At 45.6% G+C, this 16,553-nt stretch carries 11 protein-coding genes and 1 pseudogene; 4 read left to right on the plus strand and 8 right to left on the minus strand.

The window, feature by feature from the left end:
• Nucleotides 1–3 precede the first annotated feature (3 nt).
• The 4 genes from QUA43_RS08405 to QUA43_RS08420 form a co-directional block, all read right to left on the minus strand.
• Nucleotides 4–144 carry a hypothetical protein gene (locus tag QUA43_RS08405; protein WP_333372698.1) on the minus strand — a complete coding sequence of 47 codons (141 nt, stop codon included), beginning with the start codon at nt 142–144 and terminating at the stop codon, nt 4–6.
• A gap of 495 nt (nt 145–639) precedes the next feature.
• Nucleotides 640–2,640: a cation:proton antiporter domain-containing protein gene (locus QUA43_RS08410; protein WP_333372921.1), complete on the minus strand. Its 2,001-nt coding sequence runs from the start codon at nt 2,638–2,640 to the stop codon at nt 640–642.
• Between the two features lie 559 nt (nt 2,641–3,199).
• Nucleotides 3,200–5,974 carry an NHL repeat-containing protein gene (locus tag QUA43_RS08415; RefSeq protein ID WP_333372701.1) on the minus strand — a complete coding sequence of 925 codons (2,775 nt, stop codon included), beginning with the start codon at nt 5,972–5,974 and terminating at the stop codon, nt 3,200–3,202.
• A 295-nt stretch (nt 5,975–6,269) separates the two neighbouring features.
• Entirely contained in the window at nt 6,270–7,667 is a 1,398-nt protein-coding gene (locus QUA43_RS08420) for an amidase (RefSeq protein ID WP_333372704.1), read from the minus strand.
• Nucleotides 7,668–7,972: 305 nt separating this feature from the next.
• Here QUA43_RS08420 and QUA43_RS08425 point away from each other — a divergent pair, with 305 nt between their 5' ends.
• Together QUA43_RS08425 and QUA43_RS08430 are read left to right on the plus strand one after the other, a co-directional pair.
• Nucleotides 7,973–9,235 (plus strand): type IV pilus twitching motility protein PilT, encoded by a 1,263-nt coding sequence (locus QUA43_RS08425; RefSeq protein WP_333372706.1) that lies wholly within the window; start codon nt 7,973–7,975, stop codon nt 9,233–9,235.
• A 231-nt stretch (nt 9,236–9,466) separates the two neighbouring features.
• Nucleotides 9,467–10,267: a circadian clock KaiB family protein gene (locus QUA43_RS08430; RefSeq protein WP_333372709.1), complete on the plus strand. Its 801-nt coding sequence runs from the start codon at nt 9,467–9,469 to the stop codon at nt 10,265–10,267.
• Nucleotides 10,268–10,724: 457 nt separating this feature from the next.
• Here the strand turns inward: QUA43_RS08430 and QUA43_RS08435 are convergent, their stop codons facing one another.
• Nucleotides 10,725–12,365, minus strand: a complete 1,641-nt coding sequence (locus tag QUA43_RS08435) for a thioredoxin-like domain-containing protein (RefSeq protein WP_333372711.1) — start codon at nt 12,363–12,365, stop codon at nt 10,725–10,727.
• 65 nt (nt 12,366–12,430) lie between these two features.
• Here QUA43_RS08435 and QUA43_RS08440 point away from each other — a divergent pair, with 65 nt between their 5' ends.
• Entirely contained in the window at nt 12,431–12,829 is a 399-nt protein-coding gene (locus tag QUA43_RS08440; protein WP_333372714.1) for a helix-turn-helix transcriptional regulator, read from the plus strand.
• Nucleotides 12,807–13,556, plus strand: a complete 750-nt coding sequence (locus QUA43_RS08445; protein WP_333372717.1) for a hypothetical protein — start codon at nt 12,807–12,809, stop codon at nt 13,554–13,556. Before QUA43_RS08440 ends, QUA43_RS08445 begins: the two co-directional genes overlap by 23 nt.
• Here the strand turns inward: QUA43_RS08445 and QUA43_RS08450 are convergent.
• The 3 genes and pseudogenes from QUA43_RS08450 to QUA43_RS08460 form a co-directional block, all read right to left on the minus strand.
• Nucleotides 13,519–14,676 carry a DNA cytosine methyltransferase gene (locus tag QUA43_RS08450; RefSeq protein WP_333372719.1) on the minus strand — a complete coding sequence of 386 codons (1,158 nt, stop codon included), beginning with the start codon at nt 14,674–14,676 and terminating at the stop codon, nt 13,519–13,521. The two genes, QUA43_RS08445 and QUA43_RS08450, sit on opposite strands and share 38 nt — an antisense overlap.
• Before the next feature lie 169 nt (nt 14,677–14,845).
• A complete protein-coding gene (gene arsM / locus QUA43_RS08455) occupies nt 14,846–15,814 on the minus strand; it encodes an arsenosugar biosynthesis arsenite methyltransferase ArsM (protein WP_333372721.1) in 969 nt (322 codons plus the stop codon).
• Between the two features lie 148 nt (nt 15,815–15,962).
• Nucleotides 15,963–16,553: pseudogene (locus QUA43_RS08460) on the minus strand (hypothetical protein); the annotation flags it as partial.

The raw sequence follows: 16,553 nt of genomic DNA on the forward strand, positions 1-16,553 counted from the left end.
ACCTTATTGAACTAGAGGGGGGTAGATCACCATATTCTCAAAATTCTCCCAGATACCGAGATATTGTTCTAGATGCCGAGAAATTGCCTCCATCGGAGTGCGATCGGCAAAGCCGCTACGCATATTTACTTGCAGATCGCACATTCCGTACCTAAGTGCACTTCTTGTGCGGGTGCTAATGATGATGAGTTGAAGGATTTTTTAATCGACCGCCCAAAAAATACAACCTTCGCGAGTGAAAAGAGCGATCGAGTGTATTCTCGAACCGCGCAAAGGTGCGGAAATTTTGCTAGCAATTCCGTTGGATTATGATTAAATATAGGACTTACACAATTGTCACAAATAAAGCTTAAATTTTAGGTATGTAGTTGCGCTTGTGCGCTCTTTCTTAGCTTAGGAAAGAGCGCACAAGCGCAACTATAGCGGTTTTCAAGCGTGGTGAGGTATGGGGGCGAACCCTATGCCCTATGCCCTATGCCCTATGCCCTATGCCCTATGCCCTATGCCCTATGCCCGCCAGATCACCTCATGTTACTGAGAAAGGCTATACATAGTTTAATTTGCCAGTTGGTGTTAGTCCTAAAATATTAACCGCAGATAAATGCAGATTCATAACTTCATCTGCGGTTAAAATCTTCCTCAAGATACAGGAAAATAAACAACAAGCATCGAAATATTTTGGTGAGTCCGGGCGATCGCTTCTGGTTCTTTGAGAGTTCCCGGTTTTTCCCACAAATTCTGGTGAGAAATTGTGGTTAAAATCAGCAAATCGTGTTCTAACAAATTCTGCGAAACTAGCTTGATAAAATTTCCCCGCACCCGATTGACTGGTATCTCAGAAAGAATTTCCACCTCCGCCGCACTTTTGTTGCTTTGTTCCCGTTTTGTCGCCACCAACAACACTTGCAAACTAGCCTTGAGTTCCTCGGCTAAACTCTTAGCAATATCCACGGTTTCCTGAAATCCAAACCGAGTCAACTCGCTGTCAGTTACCGCCAAAATAATTCTGGCTGTATTTTGGAGAGGATCAGGAAATCGAGCAATCAGTACGGGTACGGGCGATCGCCTGATCACAGTATCAATGATGCTGCCAAAAAAATTGTCGCGAGTCGTGGAAAATCCCTTCCAACCGCAAACTATTAAACTAGCTTCGCGTTCGGTTGCACTCCGTAGGATTCCGCGATCGATCGCATCATCTATCCTCGCGATCGGTTCAACCGCACAAGCAGCAGCATGGGCCACAGTTTCCGCAGCCGTCAAAAGTTGAGTTTGCTGCATTTTATCTGCCGGTGAAATTGCTTCGCCGCGATCGGACAAAATATGCAGCGGCAGCAAAGTTCCCTGAGATGTTTTTGCTAAAATCAAAGCCAAACGCAGCAAATTATCTTCCGTATTCGGATTAGCAACAGGCACTAAAACTCGCTCTCCCCATGAATGCTTTCCCGAAGTAGGAACCGGCAAACTCGACCCCGGCGGCTGCATTTCTTGACCCCACCGAGATACAATCCAAGGAGAAGCGACACAAGTTACTAAAATCATGGCAATGATGCCGTTCACCGTTACGCGATCGACCAATTTAATCTCAAAAGCAACCGTAATCGCCGCCAAAGTAGAAGCAGCTTGAGCAACAGAAAGGCCGAACATTACCATAATGTTCGGAAACTCAAAGCCAAATAATTTCCCCGGTAGCCAAGCTGCCAAAAACTTGCTCGCCACCTCTGCTAAAATCATCACCGCCGCCACCAACAAAGACTGCGGCTGCTTTACCAAAATTAGCGGGTCAATTAACATCCCCACAGAAATCAGAAAAAACGGCACAAACAGCGTATTGCCAATAAACTCAATCCGATTCATCAGCGGACTCATTTTGGGAATAATTTGAGTAATGGCAATTCCCGATAAAAATGCACCAATAATTGCCTCAATTTCAATTAGTTCTGCTGCGTAAGAAACTAGAAAGAGGGTTGCCAATACAAATATAAATTCGGCATTCTCGTCATGTCCGAATTTCTTAAAAAACCAGCGACCGATTTTGGGAACGCCCCACAAAGTAGCAAAAGTGTAGATAGCAAGAGATGGAATGAGAAACAGCCAAAATTCGAGAGTTAGATTTCCTTTGAAAGCTTTAACAACAATTGCCAGCACCAACAGTCCCAACACATTCGTAATTAAAGTCCCGCCCAAAGTCGTAGTAATAGTCTGAGTTCGCATCAATCCCAATTTTGTGAGAATTGGCAGCGCTAAAAGCGTGTGCGTAGCAAAACAAGAAGCGACTAAAATTGCAGCCAGCCAGCTATATCCCAACAGCAGCATTGCTCCTGTCCCCATAATCATGGGTAGCGCAAAAGTAGCTAGCCCAAATATGACAGCTTTGTCCGCATTGAGTTTGAGGTCGTCAAGGCTAGTTTCCAGTCCCGCTAGGAACATCAAAAACAGCAATCCTACAGTACCTAACAAAACAATAGTAGCGTCCCGTTGCAGCAAATTGAGACCGTTGGGCCCGACAATTACGCCAGCAATAATTAAACCCACTATTCCCGGTAGTCGCAAGCGCTCAAATACCAGCGGCGCGAGTAGCATGATTGCTAAAAGAACCAGGAAAACGGGAACGGGGGCGGTAATCGGCCCGGAAGTTAACATGAATTTCACCCTAAATATTGGCAGCGAACTGCTACCATATTTAAAAGGAAATAATCAAAATGTCTATCAATCTAAAGAGGTATTCTCAATATATTACAGCGTAATTGGTAATAAGTAATACTGGGCGCGAGTAACTCGGTTTATTGGTAAAATATAGGTTTGATAAGTAGAAATTGGGTGGATCGCGAACTCCGATTAAAAAAACTATATTTTTGTCTGGAGGCACAAAAAGCAGGTTAAGAGTCAAAATAACAGGTTGTGAGCGATCGACTTTAACGCCGAAACCTGGTTTTTGATCCTATTTGCGTCCACAACTATTTAGGTATCAAATGCAGGGGGACATAGACCTATATCCCAAGATGGAGCTTGGCAAACTCGGTCTAATTCAGAAACCCGGTTTCTTAAAAAAACCGGGTTTTTCACCACAACAGACAATTTAAATGGGTTAGTCTTGGACGCGAAAAAACCTGGTTTATACGCAACGTACTTAACCGTACCCTTACGGTAGCTAAGTATGTATTTCTTGTCAAGATTTTTCCATCTAATTTTCAATGATAGGCTAAGCGAGCGACACAATACTAGCTCGATCGTAAGGCAATCTGTTAGTCGGCAAAACCTCAAGATTAATTTGCAACGAATCCAAAGCCGGATTTTCTGCTAGCAGCTTTTGCGTCAAACTCTTATTAAGAATTTCCCAGAAATCCGTTTCATTGGGATAATTAGTCAAAAAACTGTCGATGCTTTTGTAAATCGGCACAAAGTCTGGATACTCATCCTGCGGAATTCCTGGTTTGTACTGATATTTGACATCTATATTGAGGTTATTCAAACCCTGGTGATCGATCGAGTAATTAGGAAGCTTGAAATCCCATGCTTCGCCTAATTTACCATCTTGAGTGCGAGTAACGTTACTGCTGCGCTCGTAAGGCAATTGATTCGTCGGTAAAACATCCAAATTAACCGTCACAGAAGAAATTGCCGGATTGTCAGCAAGCACTTTTTCGGTCACATTTTTGTTAACAATTTCCCAAAAATCAGTTTCGTTGGGGTAGTTGACTAAAAAATTGTCAATACTCTTGTAAATCGGCACAAAATCAGGATACTCATAATTTTGAATCCCATCTTTGTACTTATAATTTACATCAATATTAAGGTTGTTTAACCCTTGATGATTAATTGGGTAATTTGCCAATGTAAAATTCCATTTCTGGGTCAGTTGAGCATCGGGCGGAAAGAAAGCAATTCCTATGGGACGCTGTAGCTTGCTGTCGGGAGGGACAAAAATAGAACTGTTACTCGACCCAGGATTTCCCGATATTGGCAGCGGTTCGTCAGTCTTGCCATTGTACCGCAAAACAGCGCCGGCACCGTTAGCATTGGCGCGGTTGTCAAAGCCAACTGCAAACAAATTGCCGATCGGCGAAAAAGCCAAACTACCTACATAATTGCTACTGGGCGAAGTATCAGTATAATTGGTAGATAAAACCTTGACTAATTCCCCACTTGTTAAATTGTAGCGCCTGATATCGTTAGCAAAATCGCTGACATAAAGGTCGCCGTCAGCGGGCCCGATTGCCATTCCCAAAAGACTTGTAAATCCCTGACTCCGAGGCGAAGGATCGGGCGAAGCAAAGATACTTGACTGCCGGGTTTGCGGGTTGTAACGCAGCACCTGACTGGGGAAACTTGCGCTAAAATCTGGTTGACCGTTGCGAGCAACACTCCCCTGCGTTGTCACGTACAAATTGCCGTCAGGAGCAAACAGTAAACCGTTCGGCCCATTCAATCCTCCCGCTTGCTGATTTCCTGAAGCAAATACATCAATAAACTGTCCTGTTTTGCCGTTATATCGGAGAATTTGGTCACTTAAAAAACTGCTGACATAAAAATTACCGTCAGGGCCAAAAGCTAAACCGTAAGGGCGAAACAATCCGCCAGTTTCATCAACCGCCGTGTTCGGATTATCGCCGACAAACTTGTCAATAAATGCGCCAGTAATTCCGTCATACCGCAATACCGCAGATGCTGTCGGTTCTCCCGAATTTCCGGGCTTGTCGCCGCTAGTAACGTAAATGTCCGACTGATCATCGCCATTGCCATCTGGCCCAAAAACGATCGTATCTGGACTGGACAAACCGCCGCTTCCCGGTGGAATAAATTCGCCTAGAGAATTGCCGGTATTGCCGTCAAACCGAAGTACATTATTTCCCCTGGTATTGCCAACTAGGAAAGTTCCTTGAGGATTGCTGGGTTGAGTGCGAGTAACTTTGCTGCTGCGGTTGTAGGGCAAATTTTGGCTTGGCAAAACGTTAAAATCGATCTTAATTGCCGCCAAGGCAGGATTTTCGTTGAGAATATTTTGAGTCAAGTTTTTATTGACAACTTCCCAAAAATCAGTTTCGTTTGGATAGGTGGTTAAAAAGTTATCAATGCTCTTGTAGATTGGCACAAAATCTGGATATTCATTTGGATCGATTTCCGGCTTGTACTGGTAATCTATATCGAGATTGAGCTTGTTCAATCCTTGGTGATTGATTGCGTAGTCTTTGACTGAAAAATTCCAATCTTCTGTGATTTTGCCTGATTGACTGCGGAAAACTGTACTGGCGCGATCGTAGGGCAATATCTCCGTTGGCAAAACTTCCAGTTGAATCGTAACATCTGTCAGTACCGGATTTTCATTAAGCACCTTTGCCGTCAAATTTTTGTTAACAATTTCCCAAAAATCTGTTTCGTTCGGGTAGTTAACTAGGAAATTATCAATACTTTGGTAAATTGGCACAAAATCGGGATATTCGTTCTGGGTAATTCCCGGTTTTAAGTCGTAACCAACTTTGATGTTTAGGGTGTTTAAACCTTGGTGGTCGATGGTATAATTTTCAAAATCAAAAGCCCATTTTTCTGAAGGTAATAGGGAAGAAGTTTGGGATTGCGTGAGTTCTGGTCCGCCCCCACTATCACCAACAGCAAAATCCATCCCTGTCAATTCGTCTCTCTGAACTTGAGTGGAGACATCTGTCTGGGATTTTAGACTACTATCAAATTTAAGATTGTCGCCTCCTGACGATTGGAGGGCGAAATTGGTGAATGGCTCAAAAAGCTCGTTAGCGAAGCCCTCGTAGAGGATCGCACTACCAGTCGCAGCCGCCGCCCAATCTGGTTTATAAGTCAAATCGTAGCTGGTATCAAATAAAATATTGGTATCGCCGATGGCAATTGTCCCGATCCGATTTAAGCGATCGAAATTACTGAATAAGTCTAGTATTTCCGCTGAAACACCCACAACATTTCCCGGAATCTGATTTTCTTCAAACAGTCCTGCTGTGTTAAACATAAGCTATTTTTTTAGATACACCCGCCAGCGGGAATTAATTTGAAAAAATTCTACCCTACTTCCCAAAAAAGTCAAGTAGTTTAAGAAGTATTTTATGTTTTACAAAAATTCAACCTGAAATTTGTCCCCTTTCTCAATCCTCTCGTTTCCCGTTGCATCGGTATGGTTCAAATGTCAAACAGTCAACAGTTAATAGAAAATTCTGCCAAAAACCGGATTTCTAGTGCCCCGCGCACAAGTCCTGATTTGGCATACCCATAAAAAAGGGAAACGTGCTTTTATCCCTTGCACTTCCCTATTTAAAATCTAAAACCGGGAAAGGTTTCGCCGCTTCCATCTGCGCCGCCAAAGCAATTAAAGTTGCTTCCGCCGCCGGCCGCCCGATAATTTGAATTCCCACGGGCAAACCGTTGTTATCTAAAATGGCAGGAAGTGCGATCGCAGGCAAACCGCTAGCATTAAAGGGCGGACAAGGAGCAACCCAATTAATGATCCGCTGCAAAGTTTCTTCAAAACTCAAATCCGCCCACTCTCCAACCCGGATTGGGGAGTGCATATAAGTCGGCAAAACTAACACATCAAATTTTTCAAAAAATCCCACAATCCGCCGTGAAATCACCTGCATTTGATTCACCGCCCGCAAATATTCCCCAGCCGAAATAGTTCTTTCTAACAGCCAGCGATTCATCGGTTCCAAAGCAGGGCCTGGAATACCACTTGCAGCCGCCCCCGACTGCCAAATTGCGATAAACGGTTCGATTAAGCCCGTAAAATCTGGGCATCCAGGTTCGACATCATGACCCAAATCTGTCAGTAACTTGACGGTTTCGAGGACCGCTTGCTGACAGATAGGCGCAGCCTCGCCCACAGGGGAAATAGTCGTAGAAAATGCAATTCGCAGCTTACCCTGCTGTTGACGGGCAGCCTCTAAAAACGTCGGATTTGAATCTGGTAGCCAGTACGGATCGCCTGTTGTGTAGCCTGACATTACATCCAAAAGTGCGGCGGCGTCAGCTACAGTGCGCGCCAGTGGGCCGTTGGCAGAAATGCCGCTGAGGTAATCTCCGACAGGTGCCCAGGAAACTCGCCCCCGCGATGGTTTAATGCCCACTAAACCGCAGCAGGAAGCCGGGCCTCGGATCGAACCGCCGCCGTCTGAACCTTGGGCGATCGCACACAAACCCGCTGCTACAGCGGCCGCTGAGCCACCGCTGGAACCTCCGGGCGTATAGTCTAAATTCCAGGGATTGCGGGCGGGCGGGAAACCTTCTGGTTCGGTGTAAGGTAATGAGCCAATTTGAGAGGTGGCTGTTTTGCCCAGAATGTTAAAGCCCGCTGCTTTGATCCGCCATACTACTGACTCGTCGTAGGCAGAGATGTTACCCTGCAAAGCCTGAGCGCCGTAAGTACAGGGAACGCCGGTAACGGGTGTCAAGTCTTTAATAGCGATCGGCACTCCGAAAAAAGGTGGCAATTCCTGTGGCTTGTTTAACCCAGCTAGTTTTTCGGTTTGAGATTTAGCTAGGGCGATCGCCCGCTCGGCCGTTACTGTAAAATAACTGCCAAGCTCAGGGTTTAATCGATCGATCCGTTCCAAGTACAGATTGACAATTTCTAAAGGCGACACTTCCAGGGTGCGGATCGACTCCGCCAACTCCAGAGCAGGAGTAAAAGCCCGATCGACAGAATTCATCCGTTTAACTCCTTAATAGTTGGGCAAAGTATAATTTAATACTGTTAAATTGTGGCAAACTCTTTTCATTAAGAAATTTATCCAAAAAAGTCAAAAATCCATATTTGATCATATATCGAGAGTGATGGCATCCTCCAATTGGCAGAATAGTTCCTTAGTAGTGCAGCACTACGACCCCCTCTTGGGATAGACTGAGAACAACAGTTAAGCTCTTGTGCAAGAGACGCACAATAGCGATCGGCATTGTTGAACTCCCACAAATCATCTGTTCGAGTCAGCCTTCTAACCAACTTAAGGTAGCGCATATGACACAACAGCATCCGCCCGCTCCTCGCCCGCCCGTACCCGGAGCCCCCCCACCGCCAGGAATGCCCCGCCCTCCAGCTCCCGGAATGCCCCCCAGAGCAGCAGGAATGCCACCAGCACCGCCGCCGGCACCAGCATCGGCACCCGCACCAGCGCCGCAATCCTTCGCCACACCTAAAGGCCCGAGCACTAGCAGCGGCGGATCTCCGAGTTTGAAAGAGCTAGTAATCCGAGCCAAAGAAGAAGGAGTATCCGACCTTCACCTCGGAGTAAACGAAGTTCCCCGCTTCCGCACGCGCGGCGAGATTGCCGACATCGGCTATCCACCGACTGATTTAGATACGTTTTTTGGCTGGTTGCGGGAGTGCATGAGCGATGAAGAAATTGAAATTTTCCAAAAAACCCTAGACTTTGACGGCGCTTTCGACTTCGGGTTCGTCCGCATTCGGATCAGTTGCATGGACTCCTTGGCCGGCCCGGCAATGGTGCTGCGGCTAATTCCTGCCAAAATCTTGACAATGGAGGAATTGAAACTGCCGGAGGTATTTAGGAAAATATGTGGCTACCACAAAGGGCTGATTTTGGTGACAGGCCCGACAGGTTCGGGTAAGTCTACCACCTTGGCCGCGATGATCGACTACATCAATAAGAATAAAGCCTACAACATCATCACGATCGAAGACCCGGTAGAATTTGTACACGAAAGCAAAAAATCCTTGATCAAGCACCGGGAAGTCGGCAGGCACACCCTCAAGTTTATGAGCGCTCTCAAAGGCGCTCTGCGACAAGACCCGGATATGCTGCTAGTAGGAGAAATTCGGGACAGAGAGACGGTGGAAATCGCCCTCAAAGCCTCTCAAACCGGTCACTTAGTTGCAGGAACCCTGCACACGAACAGTGCGGTTAAGACCCTGAACCGGATTCTGGATATGTTCGGGGCGGAAGAACAGGAGGCCATACGGGTTTCAATTTCCGAATCCCTAGTGGCGATTATTGCTCAACTGCTGTGCAAAACCACAGACGGAAAGCGGGCTGCTTTCCACGACGTTATGATCAATACCGACGTGGTTAAGGAATACATTCTGAAGGGCCAGAATGAGGAAATCAATCAAATCATGATCAAAGATACTTATGAAGGCATGACGACGATGAATAAGTCGCTCTACGGCCTTTATCAAGAAGGTCGGATTACTGAAGAACTTTGTGTGGAGAACTCGCCGTTCCCGAACGAAATGGCTCAGATGCTGCGAGGTAGAGTTTAAATAGTTGACAGTTGACAGTTGACAGTTGACAGTTGACAGTTGACAGTTGACAGTTGACAGTTGACAGTTGACAGTTGACAACGAGGTTTTTAGGATGGGGATTTAAACAGTTGACAATTATCAAATGTCAATTATCAACTGTTAAACCCGCTCATAAAGGTCAATGTCAATTATCAACTGGTAAAAATCGAGTGTTAACTGTTAACTGCTAACTGTTATTGGTGTACTTAATTGAAAGTCGATCGCCCGATTTTGCCGGAATTTTTCAAAGGCATTGCGCTGTTTACACCAGGGGGAGACTTAATCTATTGCATAGACCCCCGCAAGCAAACTCGGTGGCATTTGCAGTTGTGCGTAGCTCTACAGGAGATCCTCGGTTTGTCGGAACCGCCGCATTTTCTGATACCTTGCTACACGGCAACCGTTGACTCCTGGCTCGATCCAGGCGATCGGCAGGTGCGGGTTGCTGCCGAGGCTTACCCCCCCGTGCTGCGACATCAAACGCTGCTGAACGCCATTTTTGGGACTGGCGACTTAGTGTGGCATCCCCGGAGCGAAGAAATGTGCGAACCGATGGCGATTGCTACTTATCACGAACAATTCCCCGAACTTTGGGAAAATCACGACTTAGTTGTACAGTATGCCAGCCCCGAAGCTCGATCGGACTGGAGCAGTTCCATAGTAACTCCCTTGGGCTTTCCGCAAGCGCAGCAGACTCGGCTGCCTAAACCAACAGCACTCACCCCACCGCCACAAACTCAAGGCTACGTTTTGCGTTTGTTTGTTTCCGGCAGCAACCCCAGCACCGAACGCACCCTCGAAACTTTACACCAGTTCTTAGAGAAATGCCTCGATCGTCCCTACACTTTAAAAGTAATTGATGTTTTGAAACATCCAGACCAAGCTGAGGCAGATCAGATTTCAGCAACTCCTACTTTGATTAAAATCTGGCCGAAACCCGTGCGACGAATTGTCGGCGAATTGAACGATGACGAAAAAATAGTGCGGCTGCTTAGCTATTCGGAATTTTAGATTGGGGCGAGGATTTTTTGCGATTATTTAATACGGGCGATCGCGGTTTTAGTAGCGATGGAATTAACAACATTTAGTAATTCAGTCCTGGACGCAAAAAGTGGTTTGACGTTCTACTTATATCGGTCATATTATGTCCGGTCGATTACCCCTAATACGGTAGGGGCGGGTTCACAGAAAATATCTGCCAATAATTGACAATCTCAAAAACCCGCCCTTTTAATCGCTCGATCGGAGATGATATCAGGTGTTCTTGGGTCGTACACCCTAAATATAGATGTTCTGCATCCAAGAGTGAATTCCGGGTGAGGCACTACACTCACCGCGAATAATTAGAGTAACTTACTTGGCTGGAAAATTGTGGTAAGGTGCGCCGAAGAGCACCCTACTTTACCACAATCAATCTGGCAATCACGAGAATTGAAAACCCTGCCTGAAGTCAAAAAAGTCGATCGACTCAATCAGGAAGACAAACATCAGGAGGACACAAACTGGGGAAATCCAAAGTTGTGACTTCCAGCGTATCCAACTCAACTCTCCGAATTACATGATTATTCGTATCAGCAACAAACAAATGAGGCCCGATCGCACTCAAGCCTGAAGGTTCAAAAAATCGAGCCTTGAGACCTTTAGCATCAACCAAACCTGCTGTACCATCTCCAATCATCGTTCTGCACGTACCACCCCGGTGGTCGATCCGCTTAATTTTGTGATTGTAAGTATCAGCAACCCAGAGGTAATTTTGAGCGTATTCAACACCCAAACAGTGCTGCAACCTTACCTCCTCAGCGCGACCATCTTTATCCCCAAAACCAAACAATTCACCGCTACCGCAAACAGTCCGCACCTTCGGGTCTTCATCTATACCCACAGCGCGAATCGAACTAATTTCGCTGTCGGCAACAAACAACTCCGATCGATCGGTAGACAGGCCACTGGGCTGGGAAAAAGCAGATTCTGCAAGATTCCCGTCAACACAGGATTCTCGACCAATACCTGCATAAGTGCCGATCGTGCCAGTGTCTAACTGCATTTCCCAAATTTGGTGGGAACCCGCCATTGCAATAAAAAGTCTATTTCCAACTCTTTCTAAATCCCAAGGCGAATTCAATTGCGTTTCTAAAGCCTTGCCGCTGCGGGGTGAAATTTCGTGACTTTGTTCGCCGGTACCAGCAACAGTTTCTACCCGTTGAGTCGTAAAATCAATCTTTCTGAGAGCATGATTTTCCGTATCAGCAACATATAGAATTTGACTTTCTGCATCAAAAGCCATACCTTGAGGTGCAAAAAACTCAGCCTCTTCAAAGTCCCCATCAGTTAAACCCGGTTTGCCACTACCGATGACGTGCAGCACCTCACCTTCGAGGGTGCTGACAACAATCCTATTGTGGCCGGAATCGGCAATAAATAAGCAAGAACCGACTAAGTTTTGTATAACTGAATTAGCAGGCCCGGGCAATACAGTTTCATCTACAGATTCATTTTCCTGACTCATTTCGCCCAAAAGCGCAACCTGTTGGTGAAGATGTTTTGCCTCCGTTGCACCGATCGCAAATGCCAGCACTTTACCGGGAAAAGCCAGCGGTGTTGATACAGGTTTGCGCTGTTTTTCTAAGGTAAAACGCAGTTCTTTAAAATTAAGCGCATTTTTATCTTTGTATTCAGCAATTAACTTGCCAACTAACTCGTCAAGTGCTTCTCTATTGCCTTCGCCGGAAACAAAGCCAACGACATAACTTTCAGGATCGATCACCATTAAAGTCGGCCAAGCGCGAACCGCATAGCTTTGCCAAACTTTCATGCCGCTGTCAACGATTACAGGATGTTCGATATCGTAGCGGAGGATAGCTTGGCGGATGTTTTCTACTTCTTTTTCGTTTTCAAATTTAGCCGAGTGAACGCCGATAACCGTGAGGGCATCTTTATATTTTTGTTCGAGGTATTTTAAGTCTGGGAGGACGTGCAAGCAGTTGATGCAGCAGTACGTCCAGAAGTCGAGGAGGACGACGCGCCCTTTTAAGGATTCAATGGATAAAGGTTTTTCGGTGTTCAGCCAGGGGTAGTTTCCGGGGAATTCTGGTGCTCTGACGCGGGGCATGGCATCTCCTGGGTAGGATGTGAATGATTTTTTTACTTCTTTAATTTAGCGGGAAGTTTCGCAGGATGGGAAGAAAGCTGATTAAACCAGGGTTTTTGGAGACAGCGAAGATGGCTGTGGCACAAGAGGTGGGTGAGTTCAGTGCTGATATTGCCACATTGAATACTTTAGTCTGTAGAACTTTTGTATTCAAAACCTTACTATTTCTCTCTATGCAGCCTAGCAAACTAGACCAAACTTTAGGACTAGAAATACAACGTCGTCGCATAGAGAAACGTTGGTCACAAGAATATCTGGCAGAAGTCACAGGTCTGCACAGAACCTATATCAGCCAGCTTGAGCGAGGGCTGAAAAGTCCATCTGTTAGAGTTCTTAGTCACATTACAAATGCTCTGGACATAACAATGGGTGAATTTTTACGAGTTGTAGAGGAACTCTTGAGTGCTGACGGAAAACGAGATTGAAAGATTGAGGCAAGCCATTATTGCTACCATTGCATCTCCAGTTATAGGCTCCATAGAGGATTATACTTGGGAAGCTATTTTTCATTATGTCAAGCATATTCCTTTATCAGATCCAGCATTAGGACGTAGCAAACTCCTCTATGATGCTGTTGACACCACGACTGCAACTGGTTGGTCACTCAAATCTCTTCAACTGAATAGTCTTACTGTTGTAAATACATTTTTGTTTGTTATTCAGAGAGCAGATGTTATCAAAAAGGCTGCCCAACTTGGTTTTCCTGGTTTGACGGAACAATCCTCACCTGCTGAACTCGGAGCAGCTCTTGTTCAGCATTGGAACGATAAAATTATATCGAGTCAAGCAGCACAGAGCATTACCAATAGCTATGAAGGCATACTGCTGAAAACCATCAGAGGATATGAATATATTTACTGTGAATTCCCTCTTAATCCACTTGACCCAAATGCTTTTTCTTGGGCTTGGACAGTGGATAGAGTTACTGGAAGATCGGGAGTAGGCCTACAAGGCAATGTTGGAGGTAAGCTAGAGTTAGTTTGGTACAAAAATCAAAAGCAACTTTTTAGAGCTAGAACCATCCCTCCAGAAGCAGTTCACATCAGGGTTAAGCGAACTCGTATTACACTTGATAGATATGTGCAAACTGTTCTCTCAGCTTTGCAAGATCAACTCAGTACACCGTCTTTTGACAGTGAACTTGGAGAATAGATGCAGCTATTGCTTTACCTAGAAGTGGGGGTACTGATTCTCCGATTTGAGAAGCCATATCAGTGTATGTTCCCAGAAAGTGAAAGTTATCTGGGTAAGAGTGCAATCTTGCAGCTTCACGGATTGTAATTGTCCGATTTTGGGTTGGATGAAAAAACCTGCCAGATCCGGGATGGAAAACCCACCTTGTGATAGTTCTTGCTGGTTTATCCCAGTAAAGCCTTCCATATGCACCGCTATAGTGCTTTTTAGGAGCTAATTCTGGTGGTAAGTCTCTAGCATCTTGCCCTTCACTAAGAAGACGCACTCTTGACATTTGAATGGGACTCAAAGCACGAGCAACGTGATTGAAAAGTTTCGTACTTCCATTACGTATCATTGCTTGGTACGCAGTTTGGGGTGGAAAAGGATAAACTTCAGCATTATATTCCTCTCCTGCGTTCAATGACGGCAAATCTCCAATCGCATCTCTAACTGTGACGACTGAAGAAATGTTTGATTCTAGGAGACTAAGTTGATAACAAGATTTAGTAGCTCTGTAATCGCTTCTAATCTCGCCAGCGTGTGTAGGTTCAGGGAATTGAAGTAGTTTATCTAAACTAGCCAGGAAAAAAGCCCTTGATCTGGTCTGCGGTACTCCATAATGCGCGGAGTTTAGTGAGCCATAAGTGACTTTATAACCTTGCGACTCAAGTTGCTGTGTAATTTCATTCTTAACTACACCACCATAAGCTTTCAAGATTTCAGGTACGTTTTCCATAACAACGTAAAGGGGTCTAAATTCCTGTACGAATTCTAAAAATGTCCGATATAACTGATTGCGAGAGTCGCTGAGGTAGCGATAGTCAGCAGGAATATTTCTTGAAAATCCTTGGCATGGGGGGCCGCCTATCAACGCTGTTAGTTCCTCTCTCTGCAAACCCAAACATAATCGCAAATCCAAAGGATTGACCTCATGTATATCCTGATGAACAATTTTGGTGTTTGGGTAATTATGCTTATAGGTCGCTAGAGCTTTCGCATCCACCTCGATCGCACATAAAGATTCAAAACCAGCCAGGTGAAATCCTGTAGTCAAGCCACCCGCACCAGAAAATAAGTCAATAGTCTTATATGTCATGCTCGAATACTATAGTATTAGGAGGCTATTGTCAACCAACTTCAGCAATTGACCTCTCTTGCTTCTCCTAAATTTTATGCTTGCTGTTCCCTGCAATTATTTTCCAAAATAACCAATACACCGTTAATTTTTTTGTGGCCGATCGCACTTGCGATCGGCCACAAAAAATCTAACAGCAACCGCCGCCATTATAATGCCAAGTCGAATCAGTAATTAACACCTTATCCGGCATTAATCCGCCCAACTTCCCAGCAGTTTTATCGCAGACAGCCGCCGGAACTCCCCGCTGCAAAACGTGACCCGCCCCGTCATCAAATAGCTCTTCCATACCCCTATAAATCGCCGTCTTGCCAGTGAAAATGCAAGCTCCGTCATCCGGTACATCCACTTTAAAAGACACCGAATCCAGGCTTTCTAACAGCAAATCCGCATCCAATTGATAATTGTGTTTGTCCAGCAATCGGTAAGGACGGCGCGCCCGCACTTCGACTTGCCCAAAACCAACGTCTACAAGGTGTTGAACGTATTCTGCGTATGTCAAAGCGCCGGATAAACACAAGGCCCGCAAACGTTCGTCTTCCTTCAAATGCTGCGGAATGGGTCGAGTTGCGATCGGATCGCTCATCAACAATCTGCCACCCGGTTTTAACACCCGATAAGTCTCTTTTAATGCTTTAGCTAAATCCGCTGGTTCAAAAATATTAAACAAGCAGTTTTGGGCGACAACATCTACAGAAGCATCCGGCACCGGCAACGCAAAAGCATCGCCTTCACAAATTTCTACAAAACTCGGATCAAACCAATCATTTTCGTGGGCGGCTATTTGCAAGTTTCGTGCAGCCGCTTCTCGCATTGCTGGAACCGGATCGACGGCAATAACCGCTCTTTTGTGTCTAGAAAAATATGCAAATTGTAGTGCTTCCAAGCCGCCGCCCACGCCTACATAAAGCACGAAGGGATTGCCGACAAGTTCGGCGGCGTGAACGGTTGTGCCACAGCCGTAATTCATTTCTTGCATTTGTTCGGGAATTTTTAATCCTGGCAATTGCAAGGGACTGCTTTGGACGCAGCAAAGTCCGATTTGGGGTGTTTCGGCAACATCGCTGTAGAATTTGGCTGCTGTTTCGAGGTAGGTCATTTTTTAGTGTCCTAATTTTTGATTTTTGCCCGCAGATGGATCACGGGCGGGACGCCCATGCCACGAAGCCCAGAAAGTTTTTGTTAGGTGGCAAATTCGACTGGATCACGGGCGGGACGCCCATGCCACGAAGCCCAGAAAGTTTTTGTTAGGTGGCAAATTCGACTTTTTGTTCGGATTTTGGCTGATTTTCGGGTTCGGAAACTGTTGTTTCGGGAGGGACTAATTCGCTGGTTGGCTGGCTAGGAGTTTCAGCGGCAACTGGTGGCGTTGGCGGTACAAGATTGGGAGACTGTTCTGGTATCGCGGGAGCGACTACTTTTGGTACTGGAGCTTTTCCTGTTATTTCTGGCAGGGTTTGCGGCTCTGAAGGATTAGCAGGTTGGGGTTCTTGATGCAAGAAGTTGCGAAACCGATTGTAGTATCCTTTATATTCCTGTTTTTTTGTTTGGGGAGATGCTGTTGGGGTCGGTTCTATTATTTTAACGGGTGCAACAACTTTCGGGGTTTCTAACTGTGGAGTTGCTGTGGGTGTCGGTTCTATTGTTTGAATTGGTTCTACAATTTTCGGCGCTTCGAGTTGGGGGGTTGCTGCCGGTGTCGGTTCTATTGTTTGAATTGGTTCTACAATTTTCGGGGTTTCTAACTGTGGAGTTGCTGTCGGTGTCGGTTCTATTGTTTGAATTGGTTCTACAATTTTCGGCGCTTCGAGTTGGGGGGTTGCTGCCGGTGTCGGTTC

The sequence above is a fragment of the Microcoleus sp. N9_B4 genome (assembly GCF_036701635.1).
GTDB lineage: Bacteria > Cyanobacteriota > Cyanobacteriia > Cyanobacteriales > Microcoleaceae > Microcoleus.

What these genes read in the sequence shown, in the direction of transcription:
- QUA43_RS08425 (WP_333372706.1), top strand. Translation starts at nt 7,973, where the DNA reads ATGACACAACAGCATCCGCCCGCTCCTCGCCCGCCCGTACCCGGAGCC.
- QUA43_RS08420 (WP_333372704.1), bottom strand. Translation starts at nt 7,667, where the DNA reads ATGAATTCTGTCGATCGGGCTTTTACTCCTGCTCTGGAGTTGGCGGAG.
- QUA43_RS08435 (WP_333372711.1), bottom strand. Translation starts at nt 12,365, where the DNA reads ATGCCCCGCGTCAGAGCACCAGAATTCCCCGGAAACTACCCCTGGCTG.
- arsM (WP_333372721.1), bottom strand. Translation starts at nt 15,814, where the DNA reads ATGACCTACCTCGAAACAGCAGCCAAATTCTACAGCGATGTTGCCGAA.
- QUA43_RS08440 (WP_333372714.1), top strand. Translation starts at nt 12,431, where the DNA reads ATGGGAAGAAAGCTGATTAAACCAGGGTTTTTGGAGACAGCGAAGATG.
- QUA43_RS08405 (WP_333372698.1), bottom strand. Translation starts at nt 144, where the DNA reads ATGTGCGATCTGCAAGTAAATATGCGTAGCGGCTTTGCCGATCGCACT.
- QUA43_RS08415 (WP_333372701.1), bottom strand. Translation starts at nt 5,974, where the DNA reads ATGTTTAACACAGCAGGACTGTTTGAAGAAAATCAGATTCCGGGAAAT.
- QUA43_RS08410 (WP_333372921.1), bottom strand. Translation starts at nt 2,640, where the DNA reads ATGTTAACTTCCGGGCCGATTACCGCCCCCGTTCCCGTTTTCCTGGTT.
- QUA43_RS08450 (WP_333372719.1), bottom strand. Translation starts at nt 14,676, where the DNA reads ATGACATATAAGACTATTGACTTATTTTCTGGTGCGGGTGGCTTGACT.